The organism is Mucilaginibacter sp. UYP27, from assembly GCF_040547175.1.
GTDB lineage: Bacteria > Bacteroidota > Bacteroidia > Sphingobacteriales > Sphingobacteriaceae > Mucilaginibacter.
In genome coordinates this window covers 37,506-55,306 of sequence record NZ_JBEPPE010000012.1, presented here as the reverse complement: position 1 = coordinate 55,306, position 17,801 = coordinate 37,506, and the positions used below count along the sequence as shown (strand labels likewise).

Genomic DNA, 17,801 nt, shown 5'->3' with positions numbered 1-17,801 from the left:
TTCTTTTTTGCGACAGAAAAGAAATGAACAATCACAGACCTGGTGATTTGAAACCGCCATTCCTAATGAAGAATTAACCCGCAATTTTATCTAAAAGCGTCGTCGACTGCCTGCTGCAATTATCCTCTTAAATATTATCTTTACCGCAATGATATTCCTAACCTTCTTTATCGGGATAATAGCCAACTTTATTGGCTACATACCCCCCGGTAACATCAACCTTACTTTAATGCAGATCACCATAAACCGCGGCATGAAACAGGCGCTGCAGTTTATTATAGCCTTTAGTTGTATTGAGTTCTTTTTTACCTACGCGGTGATGCAGGGGGCTAAATGGTTATCTGAAGAGGTTAAGCTGGATACCATTATTGACTGGGTAATGGTGGTGCTTTTCGGTACGCTGGGCACCATTACCTGGCTTAACCGTAACAAGCCACCAAAGACTACTTACAGTAACCACGCCAGCATCAAATATGGCATTTTGTTGGGTTTCCTGAACCCCATGCAGATCCCCTTTTGGATGGTGACGGGCACGTACCTGATCACACACCAGTGGATAGAAGATGGCCCCATCGCGTTGGTTATTTTTAGTATCGGATCGGCAGCGGGGGCATTTATCGCGCTGTACCTATATGCCAGGTTTGCTAAATTTTTACAGAAAAAGTTTGAGCTGAGCACTAAAGCCGTGGATATCGCTATCTCGATTTTGTTTTTTTCGTTTGCGGCGTACCATATTTTTAAGCAGATCTACCTGGTTTATTTTAAACACCGTTAAAACTTTTAATGGCCCCGAAGTATGCTTAAATAATCAAACCGAACCTATCGCAGGTCGTTTTCCGGGGTTTTTATTATGAAAAATTTGCAATTATTAGGGTTGTCTCATGGTGTCCCACTCTGTACCGTTTTTTGGTGAATGGGATAGCAGCGCAAAATCGTTTAAGGTATTAATTTACAGAATATTCTTTATTTTATTTAAAGAAATGATTGAGGTAAGATGAAAATGGATAATTTGTTACCTGTTGATTATCAAAGAGTTTCATTTTTAAATTACTGTGTGTAATAAAAAATGGGACACCTTGTTTATTTGGGCGGCTATTCTTCGGCTACCTGCGGTTTGGCGGTGTTGATATTCCAGATCTTTTCTGCCTTGCGGCCGATGAGCCAAAACGACAACGCCAAGATGGAGAAGAACAGCGTTTTGTTCGTACCATCCCAAAAGTATTCGAAGTATTTGGTGTACAGGAATATGATGAGGAAGGTGATGCCAAACTCGCGGGCTATCTCGTCTTTGTATTTTAACCCGTAAAGCAGGAATGCCCCCGCTACTACAGCCGAAATGATGCCCCAGTAGAAAAGGCTGATCTGTTTTATCTGCCACCAAACCTCCATACTGCCGTAATTGCCAAAGATACTCAGCAACCAAAGAGACATAAACAGGTACAGCATGCCCACTACATAGGTGAGTTCCCAGAAGTAAGCAAACCATTTTTTGCCTTTAAGCAGGTGGCATGCGCCTACCGCCAGTAACCCGAATAACACAAAACGCAGCGGGTAGTTCATTCCCAAAAAATACAATGCCCAATTGGTTTGATACCCCGTTTCTGTACCAAACCAGCTGCCCAGAGATACCAACGCGAATAGCCAGATGAGCCTCGAGCGCATCCGGGAGGCCAAAACGCCATATATAAACACTGATACCAGGAATAAAATGGAATAATGCCCAGAGCCGTTATCAAACGTTTTACCGAGGTAGGCTATGCAGCTGGCCGTGAAAAATACGCCTAAAAATATCGTGGCCTCGTTACTGAAAACTTTTTCGGGGTATTGTTTTTCGCGTTTACGGCCTATCAAAAACAAGCCTGCGGCTGCTACTCCGGATAAAACACTGATGACAATATCGGGGGTATCGTATAAGGTTTTGATCCAGACGAGAACGGCATCATCCACAATTAATGACCCGATGGCTATGGCACCACAGAACAGGGCAACCCAAATGCTGTACTTAGCCAAACGCATCCAGTCGAACCCTTTTACCTCGTAAGAGGTGCGGAGTTTTTCGGCCTGGGTGGCGTCTACTAAGTTGTGTTTTTGCCAATGCGTGATGGTATCGTTCAAAAACTCACTTTCCTGCCGGTCGATATTTAGTTTAGCCATAGGTTTACAGATACTAATTTAGGCTAATTACATTAATTAATATGAAGATTTAGTAAAATTGTATATCGCACCAAGAAATACCGGTATGATTTGGCTAAAGCCGGGAAATAATCATTTAAAACCCGCCCCATAAATGGGACGGCAATGAACTAACAATTGGCTATGTATTAAACTGCGGACCGTCGATAATTAAAAGGGCTTGTACATCTTCTTTATCCTTGCCCAACTGCACAACCAATTGATCCAGTGATTCGAACTTTACATCGCCGCGCAAAAAGTGTAAAAACTCCATCCTGATCCGCTGGTTGTAGATCTCTTCTTTAAAATCGAAAATATTTACTTCAATATTCCTCGTCATCCCGTTAACGGTTGGGCGGTGCCCGATATAGGCCATACCCGTATATTCTTTACCTGCCACCTTAACTTTCACGGCAAAAATGCCATCGGCAGGGATCAGTTTATAACTCTCTTCGATAAGCAAGTTGGCTGTAGGGTAACCCAACTCGCGGCCTAACTGGTCGCCACGGATAACCTTGCCTGTGATAAAAAACGGGTAACCAAGGCACTCGTTAGCAATATTTATATCGTTATCCAGCAAGGCCTTACGGATACGGGTAGAACTGATGGCAACATCGTTTATATCCTGCTCGGGAATCTCTACCACCTCAAAATCGTATTGCGGGGCAAGGGTAAGCAGGTCCTGCAAGCCGCCCTGCCTGTCCTTTCCAAATCGGTGGTCGTACCCTATCACGATAGTTTTAGTACCTATTTTGTTCACCAGCACATCACGGATGTAGCCTTCGGCAGTTTGGTTAGAAAAATCTCTGGAGAATGGGGTAATAATTAAATGATCGACGCCTAATTGTTCCAGCAGTTCGGCCTTTTCGTTTATCGTATTGATAAGTTTGATGCTTTCGTCCTCGGGGTGCAGGATCATCCTGGGGTGCGGGAAGAACGTCAGGATAACCGTTTCGCCACCGGTAACGGCAGCCAGTTCTTTTATGCGCGATATAATTTTACGGTGCCCAATGTGCACACCATCAAAAGTACCAATGGTAACCACGGCATTTTTAACAGGCGTAAATTCATCAATATGATTATATATCTTCATCGTGTAGCTGCACAAAGGTAAAAGGACTAAGCAGCTTTTTGCTTGTTGAAGTGTAAAATTTACAAAGCGGGGTTTCCTTGTTCAGACGCTTTCAACTCCCTGATAGTATCTACCAACTCCAATATCTCATGTGCATCTTCAACCTTATAGTTCCCGCTGCGTGTACGCCTTAATGCCGACATGTATGCGCCATTATCAAGCGCCTTACCAAAATCGTTCACCAACGAGCGGATGTAGGTACCTTTGCTGCATACCACACGGAAATCAACCTCGGGTAGTTCGATGCGGGTTATTTCAAATTCGGAGATGGTGACGTTACGAAGTCGCAATTCCACCTCTTCGCCGCGGCGGGCCTTTTCGTACAGACGTTCGCCATCGATCTTTATGGCAGAGTGGGCCGGTGGATATTGCTGGATATCGCCGGTGAATTGAGCGCAAGCGGCTTTTATCTGATTATCGGTAAGGTGACTGGTTTCAAATTTCGCTTCAGGTTCGCTCTCCAGGTCATACGTTGGGGTGGTTGCACCAAGCACCATGGTACCTGTGTATTCTTTCTCCTCGGCCTGGAAGGTGTCTATCTGCTTGGTCATTTTACCGGTGCAGATGATAAGCAACCCGGTAGCCAAAGGGTCAAGTGTGCCGGCGTGGCCTACCTTAAGTTTTAAGGGCTTAAAAGAGTTGCGCAATTTGCCCACCACATCAAAGCTTGTCCATTCTAAGGGTTTATTGATGAGGAGGAGTTGCCCGTCGGCAAAGTCTTGTATGGATTGGAAGGAAGTACTCAATACCTAAAGGTTATATCACCTGTAAATTATGCCCGCTTAGGTATAGGATAATTATTACCCCGCCTACCAAAATACGGTACCATCCAAATAGCTGGAAGCCGCGGCGCTCTAAAAATGTGATGAATGTTTTGATAGCCAACAGGGCTACTATAAATGCGATGACGTTACCTACAGCCAAAAGCTTAATTTCTTCGCCGGTAAATACGTGGCCGTCTTTGTAAAAATCGTACAGCTTTTTCGCCGTTGCGGCAAACATCGTTGGCACTGCTAAAAAGAAAGAGAACTCGGCAGCGGCCTTGCGGCTTAGCTTTTGGCTCATACCACCAACAATGGTAGCAGCAGAGCGCGACGTGCCCGGTATCATCGATAAACACTGGAAGAAACCGATCTTCAACGCGGTTAAATAGCTGATCTCTTTTTCTTCCGTAATAGTTGGCTTGTTAAACCACTTATCTACAAAAAGCAAAATAACGCCACCGATAAATAGGGTTATACCAACTGTTAAAGCGCTTTCCATCAAAGCGTCAATCTTTTTACTGAACAGTAAACCAAAGACAGCAGCAGGTATAAATGCTACAAAAAGCTTATAGTAAAAATTGAGCGATTGAAAGAACCGTTTAAAGTACAACACCACTACCGAAAGGATAGCTCCTAACTGGATAGCAACTGTAAACAACTTAACAAAATCGTCGCTTTGGATTCCCATTACCGATGAGGCAATGATCATATGCCCGGTAGATGAGATAGGTAAAAACTCGGTGATGCCCTCAATAATGGCAAGGACAATTACGTGGATGATATTCATTACTTAATGCTTGGCTTTTTAAGGATAGCGTAAAAACCAAGGCCAAAACCTGCCAGCACTACAATGGGTGCAATTACAATTTTGGTGGTGCTGTAAATATCCGTAGTGCCGCTCATTAACACAAAACCAAAGGCTACCACAGCTACGCTGATGATGAGCCACATGTAGTTGTCTTTGCTAAATATAAATTGAGCAGGCGTAACTTCCGTTACCGGGGCCTGTGTTTTGCTTGCAGCTGTTTTTGTTTGTTGCAGTGCCATATTTTTAATTGATGAATGTTGAATTAGTGTCCTGATAGCTATCAGGATTTGATCGATCTATATTATAAACTACCTGTACAGGTCGTATATTTTTAAGCGTAAAAATTTATTAACCGCCAGGAACGTACTAAAGGCCGATATAAATATGCCGAGTATCACGATACCTAAAAACACCATACCAAACTCGGTAGGGCTTTGCAGGATAACCAGATCGGGGATCTGCTTGTTGGCTACAAATAAAGTCCCTATCAATATCACAATAGATATTAACGCGCCAAGCAAACCATGCCAAACACCGTAAAGCAAAAACGGCTTTCGAATAAACCCTTTTGTAGCCCCTACCAACTGCATAGATTTGATCAGAAAACGTTGCGAATAGATCGCCAGCCTGATGGTGTTGTTTATCAATGCTACCGAAAGGATAATGAAGATGCCCGCGAACGCCAGTATAATTAAGCTGATCGATGTTAAGTTAGCGTTCATCTGGTCTACCAGTGATTGCTGGTATTTCACCTCTTTAACCAGTTTGTTTTTAAGCAGCTCGGCTTTAAATTTTTCTATGCCGGCGTTATTGGCGTAATCGGCCTTCAGGTAAATATCAAGCGATTGCGACAGGGGGTTGTAACCAAGAAATTTTACAAAATCTTCGCCAAGGTCCTTTTGCAGGTTACGCGCGGCAAGTTCTTTACTTACGTACGCGGTTTGCTTTACCATGGGGTTGCCGTCCAGTTGTTTTTGCAGTTGCAGCACATCTGTTTCGTGGGCCGAATCATCCATAAATATATTCAGCACAATGTTCTCCTTAACGTAGCGCGACAGGTTATTGGCGTGTACCAATATTAACCCCAGCAACCCTATCATCAATAAAACCATGGCAATCCCAAAAACGGTAGATATGTATATCGTTTTTGTTTTTTTTGCCGATGCGCTTGCTTCAAATTCTTCCATGCGTTGTTGTAGATAATTTGCGAAATTAACAAACCTGCCCTAAAGGTAAAAGTTTATAGCGGATAATTAACAATAATTAACGGAAGGCAGGTCCTATTGATTATATGATTGCGCTGATTCTTTTTTCATTACTGTCCCATTTATGGGGCGGATCGTAAATAATCAGGGCTTGGCTTTAGCCAAAACTTACGTGATTTTTTTGGCTAAAGCCTGACTTTCATTTGAAGGACCCCTCGGCTAAAGCCGATGGCAATGAATTACAGGTAAAAATCGCCGCAATTATACCAAACAATTAAATCAGCGGTCAACAAATCTAACTTTCACCTGTTATCAACCCATGACAACTCCAGCAAACGACCACGATAAACCGTCACCATCTGACACCCCGACTGAAAGGCCTGCCGATAACGGGCACAAAAGCGTTGTAAAAAACGAGGACAAGCAGTACAATGCCGATGAACCCGCGCAAGAAAATGTGGCTAAAAAATATGAGAAGGAAGAGCAGCCCGTTAACCCGGTAAAAAGTCCTCCCAAAGAAAACCAGCCCGATGCATCTGATGATGATAACCGCCGTTTAGAATCTAAATAAACTATTTCTGTGGTTTGGCTATACCTGCCGAATTAAATTGCAGGTCGTATAGTTTGCGGTAATAACCGTTGTCTATCCGTAGTAATTCCTGGTGGGTACCCATCTCTTTGATCTCGCCATGGTCAAGCACGATGATCTTGTCGGCATTTTGGATGGTTGATAAACGGTGGGCTATAACGATAGCCGTACGGCCCTGCATCAGCTTATTAATGGCACTTTGTATCAGCAATTCCGTTTCGGTATCTACGGATGAGGTGGCCTCATCCAGCACCAAAATAGCCGGGTTATAAACCAGCGCACGGATGAACGAAATCAGTTGTGCCTGCCCTGCGGATAGCGTGGCACCACGTTCCATCACATTATAATCGTAGCCGCCGGGCAGGCGCTCAATAAAATCGTGCGCGCCAACATCTTTTGCCGCCGCGATGATCTCTTCTCTTGTAATGTTGGGATTATTCAGGCTGATATTGTTGCCGATCGTATCTGTAAATAAAAATACATCCTGTATAACCGTGGCGATTTTTGATAGCAGATAATCAACTTTATATTCGCGGATGTCGTGCCCATCTACCTTTACCTCGCCTTTGCCTATATCGTAAAAGCGATTAAGGATGTTAATGGTAGATGATTTACCCGCGCCGGTAGCACCCACTAAAGCCAGCGTTTCGCCGGGCTTTATGTGGAAGTTAATGTCTTTCAACACCCAATTCTCATCGTTATAGGCAAACCAAACGTTATCAAATTCTATCTCGCCATGCAAAATGGCCGGGGCAAGTTTTCCATCATCGGTAGCAACCTCGTCGGTATCTAACACTTTAAAGATCCTGTCGGCACCTACCATTCCCATTTGCAGGGTGTTAAATTTATCGGCCAGCTGGCGTATGGGGCGAAACAGCATGTTTAGCAACACAATAAATCCGGTAATTACACCCGGAGTGATCCCATTTGGCGAAGCTGACAGCGCGTGCATTTGCTGATCGTTCAGGATGCGTTTACAGCCGTACCAAACCAGCAGGGCAATACATATCGCAAACAAGATCTCTACTACAGGAAAAAAGATAGAATAGTACCAGTTAGACCGGATGTTAGCATCGCGGTACTTCTCGTTCACCGAGCGGAATTTGCGCATCTCCTGCTCCTCGCGGGCAAAGTATTGGATGATGCTGATGCCGCTGATGTGCTCTGCCAAAAAGGTATTCAGCTGCGCCACCTGCGTACGCACTTCCTGAAAAGATGATTTGATGGCTTCTTTAAACACATATGTGGATGCAAAAAGTAAAGGCATCGGTATCAGGGTGATCAACGCCAGTTTCCAGTCTTGCCACATCATGTAACCTATAACGGCTATTAACAGCAGCATATCGCCCATAATGGAGATCAACCCCTCAGAAAATATATCTGCGATAGTCTCCAGATCAGATACCGTACGGGTGATAAGCATCCCGATTGGTGTACGGTCGAAATATTTTAGACGCAGGCTGGTGATGTGGTTAAAAACATCCTTCCGCAAGTCGCGAATTACGGATTGGCCGAGCCCGTTAGTTAGATAGGTTTGATAATACTGGGCTACGGTTTGCACAAGCAACTGCGCTATCATCAGCCCGACCATAAAAACCAGCCCGTTGTAATCGTTACCCAATATATTTACATCAAGTGTCCGTTGTATCAATATGGGCTGCACCAAGGCAATAGCGGCCAAAAATATAGTAAGGAAAGTAGCTATTACAAAAGTGCGGTTGTACGGCTTCACATAATGCATAACCCGGCCCAGCAGCTTCCAGTCGAGCGCTTTGCCTGTAACGCTCGCCCCCCCGCCCCCTGAAGGGGGAGCTTTTGAAGTATCTTTTTTATTTTCTTCTTTACTCATAAATTTACATCTCAAATTCGGTTTCCCCTTTAGGGGGTTAGGGGGCTAACGAATAAGGGTATTTTATTTCCGTTAAATATAACCCGCATGCCGGTACACTTGTGCCTGCCTTGCTTCGGTTTTTACTATCGATAACCTTGCGGATCTCTTCGGGCTGCATCTCACCACGGCCAACCTGCAGCAACGTGCCCACAATAGCACGCACCATGTTGCGCAGAAACCTATCGGCAGAGATATGGAAAACGATCCCGTTTTTGGTCTCCGCCCACTCCGCTTTTGCAATTTTACAATTATTGGTTTTAACCTGCGTATTACTTTTACTAAAACAGCTAAAATCTGTGTATTCCATGACTATTGCCGCCGCCCGGTTCATAAGCTCCAGATCAGGTTTATCGCGAATGAGCCACGAGTAACCGTTTAAAAATGGGTTCTTTTCAAAATGGATATGGTACTCGTAAGACCGCAGCTTGGCATCAAACCTGGCATGCGCTTCGGGATGAACGGGGACAATATTTTTTATGGCGATATCGTGCGGAAGCAGGGCGTTTAAACTGCGTTTATCAATCACCAATGATTTATCGTTTATAGACTGAACATCTATATGCGCAAAGTATTCTGTTGCATGCACGCCCGTATCCGTCCTTCCGCAGCCGATGGTTTCTATGGGTTGGCGTAACAAAGTGGTAAGGGCTTTGTCCAACACTTCCTGCACGGTTACGGCATTGGGCTGTACCTGCCAGCCGTGGTAATTTGTACCATCGTAGGCCAGTTCAATAAAGTATCGTTGGGTGTTTGCCACGGCGCAAAGTTAACATCATTTACGATTTTAGATTTACCAAATACCATTCTATATTTGCTTACAACTTATAATCAATATAATGCTACAAAGAATCCAATCAATATACCTACTTTTCGCTTCGTTAGTGATCTTCGCGCTGTTCGTATTCCCGCTTGCCCACAACATTTTTGTGGATGGCAAACTGGTTAATGTAACCGTAACCGGCGTTTATGAAATAGTGAACGGACAAGACAAGCAGACCCACCCCTTTCTTCCGCTTACCATTGCTACAGTACTGGCAGCTATTATCCCACTATTTTTGATCTTTTTATATAAGAACCGCAAGCAGCAGATCACTATAAGCTACGTGGCAATATTGGTATTGATAGGCTATAGTTTTTGGATGGCCCAAACCGTTAAAAACGTAGTTGGCCCTATTACGCTGGAGTATAAAAATATGGGCATCGGCTTGTTCCTAACCTCGCTAAGTATTGTGCTTATCATCTTCGCTATTAAAGCAATCCAAAGGGATGAGAAGCTGGTAAAATCGGCGGATAGGTTGAGGTAAACAACAGACCCGGCTATTTATGAAATCGATTGCGATTATGATATAACAGAATTCACATCTCGGGATAGCATGATGTCGAATTTCCCTTGGGACCAGACACTTACTATCACACTTTTGAACCAATGTTGCCTTAAATTATGAGAATATTAGATCAAATACTGGTTGTTGACATTGAAGCGACCTGCTGGGAAGGAAATCCACCCGATAATATGACAAGTGACATTATAGAGATTGGCATATGTCTGTTAGATAGCCAAGATCATAACGTTACTGCAAAACGGGGAATTATTGTAAAGCCCGAAAGATCGGTGGTAAGCACTTTTTGCACAGAGCTGACAACTATTACCGCCGAGTTTGTTGCCGAACAAGGTATCAATTTTAGTGCAGCGTGTAAGCAATTGGTAAAAGACTACCGTTCAAAGGACAGGCCATGGGCCAGTTACGGCGCTTACGATGAAAAGCAGTTTCGCAAGCAATGCCTGGAAACAGGCGCGAGTTACCCGTTCAGCCCGTTACATATCAACGTAAAAACGCTTTTCGCTCTTAAAAACAAACTTGTAAAAGAAGTCGGCATGGCAGAAGCATTGGATATGCTCGGTTTGCCGCTGGAAGGCACTCACCACCGTGGTATAGATGACGCCGGTAACATTGCAAAGATATTGTCCTGGATTTTAAATAATTAATTATACCAACTTACGCTCCGATAAAACATGGGTGATAACAGCGATTTGGCAAGGCATTTCATGATACTTAGGCATTAATGTGTTTAAAGATAGGTATTATAGCTGATTTTCAGTAGTTTTCATAATAGCATCTAACATTGTTTAACACTTTTAAAAGACGCTAAAAACCGGTAGTATGTACAGCCTACACTAATGTCAAAATCATTAACATAAAAAGCATGTTGATTTTAAGCCTGTTAACCTCAATTTAACCTGTAATTTTACCAGTATCATAAATTTAAAAATCAGTATTTGCAATATCAAATATTAATTGTACTTTTGCACCCGATTTGGCGATGTAGCCAAATACGTTATTTTAATTCATGAACCCATTTATCAATCTGGGAATCCGTCATGATATTGTTAATGCCATCTCTGAGTTAGGGTTTGAAAATCCTACACCAATCCAGGAACAGTCAATTCCGGTATTGTTAACAGGCAGCAACGATTTTGTCGGATTAGCCCAAACAGGGACCGGTAAAACAGCTGCTTTTGGACTGCCGTTATTAGAACTGCTTAATTTCGAAGAAAATCATCCGCAGGCGCTTATTTTATGCCCAACACGTGAACTTTGTTTACAGATCACGAACGACATTAATAACTACGCCAAAAAAATGAACAACGTACATGTGGTTGCAGTTTATGGCGGTGCCAGCATTCAGGATCAGTTACGCCAAATTAAACGTGGTGTACAGATCGTTGTTGCCACACCAGGCCGTATGCTTGACATCATTAACCGTAAGGCGATCAATTTTTCGCAGGTTAAGTTTGTAGTATTGGATGAGGCTGATGAGATGCTCAACATGGGCTTCCAGGAAGACATTGACAGTATTTTATCTACCACTCCGGACGAGAAAAAAACTTGGTTGTTCTCAGCCACTATGCCTTCTGAGGTTAGGAGGATCGCTAAAAAATACATGGATAACCCTTTTGAGTTAACCATGGGCGAAAAAAATACAGGTAATGTAAATATCGAGCATGAGTACTATGTAGTACGTGCCCGTGATAAATACGCTGCCTTTAAACGTATTGTTGACAATAACCCACAGATCTTTGGTATCGTATTTTGCCGTACCAAAATTGAAACTCAGGAAATTGCTGAATCACTAATTAAAGACGGTTACAACGCCGATGCTTTACATGGTGACCTATCACAACAACAACGCGATAAGGTAATGAAACGCTACCGCGAACGCAGCCTGCAATTATTAATTGCTACTGATGTTGCAGCACGTGGTATTGATGTTAATGATGTTACACACGTTATTAACTACAGCTTACCGGATGAGATCGAGAACTATACCCACCGTAGCGGCCGTACAGCCCGTGCAGGTAAAATGGGTGTATCTATTGCTATCATCAACAGTAAAGAGCTTGGTAAAATTCGCCAGATAGAACGTGTAATTGGTAAAAAGTTTGTAAAAGCCGAAATACCTACAGGTTTTGATGTTTGCGAAAAACAGTTATTTGCACTTGTACACAAAGTACATAACGTAACCATAAACGAAGAGCAAATTGAGCAATACATCCCGCGTATTATGGATGAGTTTGCTGAGTTAAGCAAAGAGGATGTTATCAAACGTTTTGCATCGTTAGAGTTTAACCGCTTTTTAGATTATTATCAAAATGCACCAGACCTTAACGCCCCTGCCGATGATCGCAGCAGAGATGGTGAAAGAGGCGAGCGCGGTATGCGCGACGCCGGTGGCAAATCAGAATACACACGTTTGTTTATCAATTTAGGTAGTGTTGATGAGTTTAACCGCGGCGATTTGCTGGGTTACATTTGCAACAACTCTAAAATAAGCGGGCGCACCGTTGGTAAAATTGATGTTAAAGGTGTTTACTCATTCTTTGAAGTAAGCAACGGCGATGTTGACCAGGTAGTAAACAACTTTAAAGGCGTTGAATTTAAGGGCCGCGAAGTTAGGATCGAAATATCTGGCGAAGGTACCAGCAGCCCAAGAAGCGGCGGCGGCGAAAAACGTGAAGGTGGTTACCAAAGACGCGAAGGCGGTGGCGGTTACAATCGTGATAGGAATAGTGCTGGTGGTGGCGGACGCCGCGAAGGTGGTACCAGGGACAGGAACAGTGGCGGCGGCAACGGCGGTGGTGGTTTCCGTGATTTCTCTGGCAAACCCCGCGAAGAGCGCCCTGAACGCCGCAGAAGGTTTTAATATTAGTTAGTTTCATAAGAGCTTTCGGATTAGTTACCCGGAAGCATAGTTTTAGTTTAGTTTTGTTTACAAAGCCTCTCGTTTGTTTATCATCCGGGAGGTTTTTGTTTTAACGGCTAAACGCCACTACCACCGAATCCGGGTATAGCAGATCCATGTGCTGACCGTCAAGCTTTTTGATCACGAATTTAGTGTAGGGTTGGTTACCTTCAAACGAGGTGAATATGGTATCGCCTTTTGTAAAATAATCCTCGGCGTTTTGTACATCACCATCCATAATAAACTTTTTGTCGGTTATTTTAAGTGTAACGTTGGCGTCTTTAGATTTCCAGTCGCCAAGTACTTTTTTGTTGGACTCGTGCTTTTCGCAGGCGGTTAGCAGGGTGGCAGCACCAAATACAGTAACAATTAGTAAAGCTTTTATTTTCATAGCGCGAATAAGGTAATAAAAAAGCACCGGTTGGTAAACCGGTGCTTTAACAAATATTATTTTACAGGTTTATCAACCAGTTTTGCTTTTGGCACGTAAATGTGATGGCCTTTTTTGTTTACGTAGTAATAGTACGAGTTTTTATCGATGTAAATAGTTTGGCCACCAGGTGCTACTTTTTCATCGAATTTTTTATCAGCCACTGCCGATGCACCTTTTGATGCAACCTCTGCGGTTTTATTACCTACAGCGCTACCAGCTTTTTTAGTAGCATGCCAGCCTTTTTTTGCTGTTGTACCAATTTTTTGGCCAAGTGTAGTGTCTTTATGTGTTTGTGCGAAGGCCGATGATGCCGCGAATAACGAAGCAGCGAACAAGGCCGATTTGAATAGATTTTTCATTTGGAATTTTTGTTTAGTAACTGCTGTTACTAGCTCAATTTCTCTGCCAGTTTCCTCATTTCTACCACAGGGGTGCTTTTCTTGTATAAAATAGCGTATACAGCATTACAGATAGGCATATCAACGTTGTATTGCTTATTCACCTGGTGTAGGCAATTTACTGCATAATAGCCCTCGGCAACCATGTTCATCTCCAGCTGGGCCGATTTTACAGTGTAACCTTTTCCTATCATATTACCGAAAGTACGGTTACGGCTAAACTGCGAGTAAGCAGTAACGAGCAGATCGCCTAAGTAGGCCGATTCTTTTATATCGCGGTCTATCGGGTGCACTTTATTCACAAACCTTTCCAGTTCACGAATGGCATTAGATATCAATACCGCCTGAAAGTTATCGCCATACCCTACACCGTGGCAAATACCACTGGCAATGGCGTAAACGTTCTTCAGTACAGCGCCGTACTCGGTGCCATATATATCGTCGGACACGATGGTTTTGATGTATCGGGTGCTTAACATGCCTGCAAATTCGGCAGCCAGTTCCTCATCTTTAGAGGCGATGGTTAAGTACGAAAGCTTTTCCAGCGCAACCTCCTCGGCGTGGCATGGGCCGCTTATCACCAGGATATGGTCAAACTGCACTTCGTAGTTCTCGTTCAAAAACTCGCCAATGATCTTATTTTCATCGGGCACGATACCTTTTATGGCGGATACTATCTTTTTACCCTTCAGATCCGCCGGGGTAATACCCTCAAGTGCCTGTTTAAGAAAAGCAGCCGGTACATTCAGCAGGATATAGTCAACATCCTGTATCAGCGATTTAAGGTCGGTAGAGATGTTTGCGGCAGGTACCTTTATTTCTACCGAACTTAGGTAGTGCAGGTTATGTCCAAATTTACGGATGTGTTCTACAGCTTCACCGTTGCGCATCCACCAAAAAATTTCCTTTTCGGTAGTGTTATCGGTAAGCATTTTAATATTCGCGGTGGCCCAGCTTCCGCCGCCCACAACAGCAATCTTGTTTTTTTGCTTAAGCATTAAGTCAGTAATGTACCAAACGGGCAATTGGTTTTCCCGTTATGCAAATTAATGAAATATTATTGGGACGGGGAATATTTGAGGTAAAAGGTTAAAGTAGATGTTTAGTAACTTCCATTACCAAAACAGGTCGTAAATGTTCACGTTCACAGCCATGAACACACGCGAATGCTTTACAACGCCCTCATTATCAATTACTTAATTTTAGACGCTTCTAAAAATTTAGCAAGTATTTGATAATTAGCTACTTAACAAAAAAGGCGAAAAGTCCTCAAACCTTTCGCCTTTTACCTTTAACCTCAAGAACCTATTTTTTGGGTTCGCCGGTAAATAGTTTAGATTTATCTACTTTTTCTACGATCATACCATCATTTAGTGTTTTTGAGATGGCCGCGAATGGTGCAGATACCACCTCCTCGCCGCCTTTAAGGCCGCTTAATATTTGTATATAGGTATCATCCTGTATGCCTGTTGTTACCGGCACTTGTTTCACCTTGTTGCCTTGTAAAACGTAAACATATTCTTTTGCAGGTGCACCGGTCGTTTTCTTAGTATCATCTTTTTGGCTATCGGCTGGTTTAGCATCGGCTTTCTTCTCGTCGCGGGTGGTTACCGATTGGATAGGCACCGACAATGCTTTTACATGGTTGGTTTGGATATCAACCGTAGCGGTTAACCCCGGGCGGAACGGCGAGTGGTTCTCGGCATTCTTCCTCAACAGATCGATGTATGATTGTGCAGTGATGTGTACTTTAACTGTAAAGTTGGTTACCTGATCAGCATTGGTACCTACCACGTTTGCAGAACTACCTATTTCGATAACCTCACCTGTAAATTTCTTACCTAAAAAAGCGTCTATTTCAATTTGAGATTGGTTGCCAACGGCAATACGGTTAATATCATTCTCGTTCACATCTACATTCACGTCCATTTTGCTCAGGTCAGATATGGTCATGATCTCGGTACCGGCAAACTGCTGGGTACCCAAAACACGCTCGCCCTGCTCAATAGAAAGTTTTGACACCACACCATCAACCGGCGCGTAAATAGTTGTTTTGGCAAGGTTATCCTGTGCTTCTTTAACAGATGCCTGCGATTGTGCCAAACCATAGGTAGAACCTATTACGTTTTGTTTAGATGCCTCTAAAGTTGCACGTGCGCCTTCGTAGTTGGCCTTAGCCTGCTCAAATTCGGCAACGGTTAACACCTTTTTGTCGAAAAGCTCTTTGCTACGTTTGTAGATAGACTCCTGGTTGGCAAAAGTAGCTTGTGATTGTTTCAGCATTTGTGCCGAGTTGCCAACGCTTGCTTTTTGGGTGTTGTATGATGCCACAGCCCTGTCATAACCCGATTTTAAGATATCCGGGCGGATACGGCATAGCAACTGGCCTTTTTTAACCACATCGCCTTCTTTAATGGGCAGCTCAACCACCTCACCGGATACCTCGGGGCTTATTTTTACCTCGATGTGCGGTTTTATTTTACCACTGGCAGATACGGTTTCGTTAATATCGCGGCTATTAGCTTTTTCGACAGCAACCTGCGTTACCTGCGGTTTGCCAATAATACCGGTAGCTTTGCCAACGATCAATAGAACAACCAGTACGCCAAGGCCTATCAGTATATATTTAGTAGTTTTTCCCATGATAATTTTAGGATTGTGTTTGTGTGTTTAATTATAGTGTTATAGGGTTACCCAAGTAGTAATCGATCACTTTGCTCCGGAATACCACTTCATATTGTGCCTGGATCAGGTCAAACTGCGATCTGTTTAAATTTGTTAATGACGTATTGTAATCAAGCGAGTTCACCAAACCTACGTTATAACGTTGTTGTATCACGTTAAAAGCATCCTTATTAGCATTATACGTTTGCTGGGTAGATATGTACTTTTTGTTTGCCGCCTGCACATCCCAAACCGCCTGGTAAATAATTTTGCTTAACGTATTTTTAGCAAGCTGAGCCGTTATAATGGCATTCTCGTTAGTGATCTTTGCCTTACGTACAGATGTACGCGCGCTAAACCTGTTAAATATAGGGATCTGTAAGGTTACACCAACGGCCTGGTTAAAGTTATCACTTAACTGCCTCCCAATGGGGTAGTGCAGTATAGGGAAAGAGTAATTTGGCACTGTAACCGCGTTAGTGGTGTTTTGAACAAACCCTACCGTATCTACCCTTCCGGTTGCAAATGGTGTGCCTTGTAAACGCCGTGCATCAGAATAGTTTGTACCTACCTGGCCAAATAGCACAACACTTGGGTAGTAATTACCCCTTGCAACCTTTATATCCTGTTCAGCAGCTTTCTGTTTTGCTTCGGCTAAAGTTACATCCGGGTTAACGGCTAAAGCAGTTTTTAAAACATCCTCGGGATTGTATGCAATATTTACATTTTTAAACTTGCTAATGTCGGGCTTTTCAAATGCTATAGGGGTTGCCGATGGCATCTCCATATATTGTTTCAGTGTAAGTACCGATGCCTCTAATTGGTTTTCGGCATTGGTGTAGTTCAGGTCTGCAGTAGATTGTGATGCCTTTGCTTGTGATAGATCGGCCTGTGTTTGGTTACCTGCATCAAAGTTTTTTTGTGACCTGTCTAAAGTTATCTTAGCAATATCTATTTGTTGATTTGCAGCTGTCACCAGATCCTGATTAGTTAATATTAACAGGTACTGGGTAACTACATTTAAAATAAGATCGTTCTTTATTTTAGCGGTGTAGCTGCGGTCGGCCCCAAGCAGCAACTTGTTTTCTATAATCTGGTTGCGCAACTGCCCACCCTGGAAAAGCGTTACCTGCGAGCTAAGCGTACCATTTAATGCAAAGATACGCTGGTTGGTAAATTGGTTGGTAGACGGGTCGATATTACGGCCGAAGTTTAATGAAGCCTGTGGGCCCGCGGTTAAATTTGGTAGTTGGTTGTATTTAGATTGCTTAAGGTTTTCTTCGGAGATCGCTTCGCTAAACTGCGCTTGTTTTATGGTTAAATTGCGCTCAAGTGTAAGGTCTATCGCTTTTTGTAAAGTAATAACTTCCTGCGCCTTAACGGTAAAGTTCGCTGTAGAAAGTAATATGAGGCAAGCAATAGTTACTTTTGTGATTGGTAAGTTTAGTTTCATAATAAATTATATACAATTGTAAGTAAAGCTATTTACTTTGCAAGCTCGGA

General features: G+C 43.1%; 18 protein-coding genes. 5 read left to right on the top strand and 13 right to left on the bottom strand.

Annotated elements, in window-relative coordinates; translation table 11 throughout:
• The first annotated feature begins 148 nt into the window (after positions 1-148).
• A complete protein-coding gene (locus ABIB39_RS21065) occupies positions 149-775 on the top strand; it encodes a LysE family translocator (protein ID WP_354432159.1) in 627 nt (208 codons plus the stop codon).
• A gap of 317 nt (positions 776-1,092) precedes the next feature.
• Here ABIB39_RS21065 and ABIB39_RS21060 read toward each other — a convergent pair whose 3' ends face one another.
• The 6 genes from ABIB39_RS21060 to ABIB39_RS21035 form a co-directional block, all read right to left on the bottom strand.
• Positions 1,093-2,154 (bottom strand): DUF2157 domain-containing protein, encoded by a 1,062-nt coding sequence (locus ABIB39_RS21060; protein WP_354432158.1) that lies wholly within the window; start codon positions 2,152-2,154, stop codon positions 1,093-1,095.
• A gap of 160 nt (positions 2,155-2,314) precedes the next feature.
• Positions 2,315-3,265, bottom strand: a complete 951-nt coding sequence (locus tag ABIB39_RS21055; RefSeq protein WP_354432157.1) for a bifunctional riboflavin kinase/FAD synthetase — start codon at positions 3,263-3,265, stop codon at positions 2,315-2,317.
• A 59-nt stretch (positions 3,266-3,324) separates the two neighbouring features.
• Entirely contained in the window at positions 3,325-4,050 is a 726-nt protein-coding gene (gene truB, locus ABIB39_RS21050; protein ID WP_354432156.1) for a tRNA pseudouridine(55) synthase TruB, read from the bottom strand.
• Between the two features lie 10 nt (positions 4,051-4,060).
• Complete coding sequence (locus ABIB39_RS21045; protein WP_354432155.1) at positions 4,061-4,855, bottom strand: undecaprenyl-diphosphate phosphatase; 795 nt, start codon at positions 4,853-4,855, stop codon at positions 4,061-4,063.
• Positions 4,855-5,115 (bottom strand): DUF3098 domain-containing protein, encoded by a 261-nt coding sequence (locus ABIB39_RS21040; RefSeq protein WP_354432154.1) that lies wholly within the window; start codon positions 5,113-5,115, stop codon positions 4,855-4,857. The genes ABIB39_RS21045 and ABIB39_RS21040 overlap by 1 nt, the downstream gene beginning before the upstream one ends.
• 69 nt (positions 5,116-5,184) lie before the next feature.
• Positions 5,185-6,063, bottom strand: a complete 879-nt coding sequence (locus tag ABIB39_RS21035; protein WP_354432153.1) for a cell division protein FtsX — start codon at positions 6,061-6,063, stop codon at positions 5,185-5,187.
• 337 nt (positions 6,064-6,400) lie between these two features.
• Between ABIB39_RS21035 and ABIB39_RS21030 the strand changes: the two genes are divergently transcribed.
• Positions 6,401-6,652 carry a hypothetical protein gene (locus ABIB39_RS21030; protein WP_354432152.1) on the top strand — a complete coding sequence of 84 codons (252 nt, stop codon included), beginning with the start codon at positions 6,401-6,403 and terminating at the stop codon, positions 6,650-6,652.
• A gap of 1 nt (position 6,653) precedes the next feature.
• On the opposite strand, the gene ABIB39_RS21025 is transcribed toward ABIB39_RS21030, so the two are convergent.
• On the bottom strand, positions 6,654-8,519 hold the full coding sequence (locus ABIB39_RS21025) for an ABC transporter ATP-binding protein (protein ID WP_502916212.1): 1,866 nt from the start codon (positions 8,517-8,519) through the stop codon (positions 6,654-6,656).
• A 37-nt stretch (positions 8,520-8,556) separates the two neighbouring features.
• Complete coding sequence (gene truA / locus ABIB39_RS21020) at positions 8,557-9,318, bottom strand: tRNA pseudouridine(38-40) synthase TruA (RefSeq protein ID WP_354432151.1); 762 nt, start codon at positions 9,316-9,318, stop codon at positions 8,557-8,559.
• A gap of 79 nt (positions 9,319-9,397) precedes the next feature.
• Here truA and ABIB39_RS21015 point away from each other — a divergent pair, with 79 nt between their 5' ends.
• The 3 genes from ABIB39_RS21015 (at position 9,398) to ABIB39_RS21005 (ending at position 12,764) form a co-directional block, all read left to right on the top strand.
• Complete coding sequence (locus ABIB39_RS21015) at positions 9,398-9,865, top strand: DUF4293 domain-containing protein (protein WP_354432150.1); 468 nt, start codon at positions 9,398-9,400, stop codon at positions 9,863-9,865.
• A gap of 137 nt (positions 9,866-10,002) precedes the next feature.
• Positions 10,003-10,548, top strand: a complete 546-nt coding sequence (locus tag ABIB39_RS21010; protein WP_354432149.1) for a 3'-5' exonuclease — start codon at positions 10,003-10,005, stop codon at positions 10,546-10,548.
• Positions 10,549-10,910: 362 nt separating this feature from the next.
• The gene (locus tag ABIB39_RS21005) at positions 10,911-12,764 is read left to right on the top strand and encodes a DEAD/DEAH box helicase (protein WP_354432148.1); all 1,854 of its coding nucleotides are present in this window, start codon (positions 10,911-10,913) and stop codon (positions 12,762-12,764) included.
• Between the two features lie 109 nt (positions 12,765-12,873).
• Here ABIB39_RS21005 and ABIB39_RS21000 read toward each other — a convergent pair whose 3' ends face one another.
• From ABIB39_RS21000 to ABIB39_RS20980, 5 genes are all read right to left on the bottom strand, one after another.
• Complete coding sequence (locus tag ABIB39_RS21000) at positions 12,874-13,194, bottom strand: hypothetical protein (RefSeq protein ID WP_354432147.1); 321 nt, start codon at positions 13,192-13,194, stop codon at positions 12,874-12,876.
• 56 nt (positions 13,195-13,250) lie between these two features.
• On the bottom strand, positions 13,251-13,595 hold the full coding sequence (locus ABIB39_RS20995; RefSeq protein WP_354432146.1) for a hypothetical protein: 345 nt from the start codon (positions 13,593-13,595) through the stop codon (positions 13,251-13,253).
• Between the two features lie 29 nt (positions 13,596-13,624).
• The gene (locus ABIB39_RS20990) at positions 13,625-14,632 is read right to left on the bottom strand and encodes an NAD(P)H-dependent glycerol-3-phosphate dehydrogenase (protein ID WP_354432145.1); all 1,008 of its coding nucleotides are present in this window, start codon (positions 14,630-14,632) and stop codon (positions 13,625-13,627) included.
• 307 nt (positions 14,633-14,939) lie between these two features.
• Positions 14,940-16,277 (bottom strand): efflux RND transporter periplasmic adaptor subunit, encoded by a 1,338-nt coding sequence (locus ABIB39_RS20985; RefSeq protein ID WP_354432143.1) that lies wholly within the window; start codon positions 16,275-16,277, stop codon positions 14,940-14,942.
• Between the two features lie 31 nt (positions 16,278-16,308).
• On the bottom strand, positions 16,309-17,751 hold the full coding sequence (locus tag ABIB39_RS20980; protein ID WP_354432142.1) for a TolC family protein: 1,443 nt from the start codon (positions 17,749-17,751) through the stop codon (positions 16,309-16,311).
• Positions 17,752-17,801 lie beyond the last annotated feature (50 nt).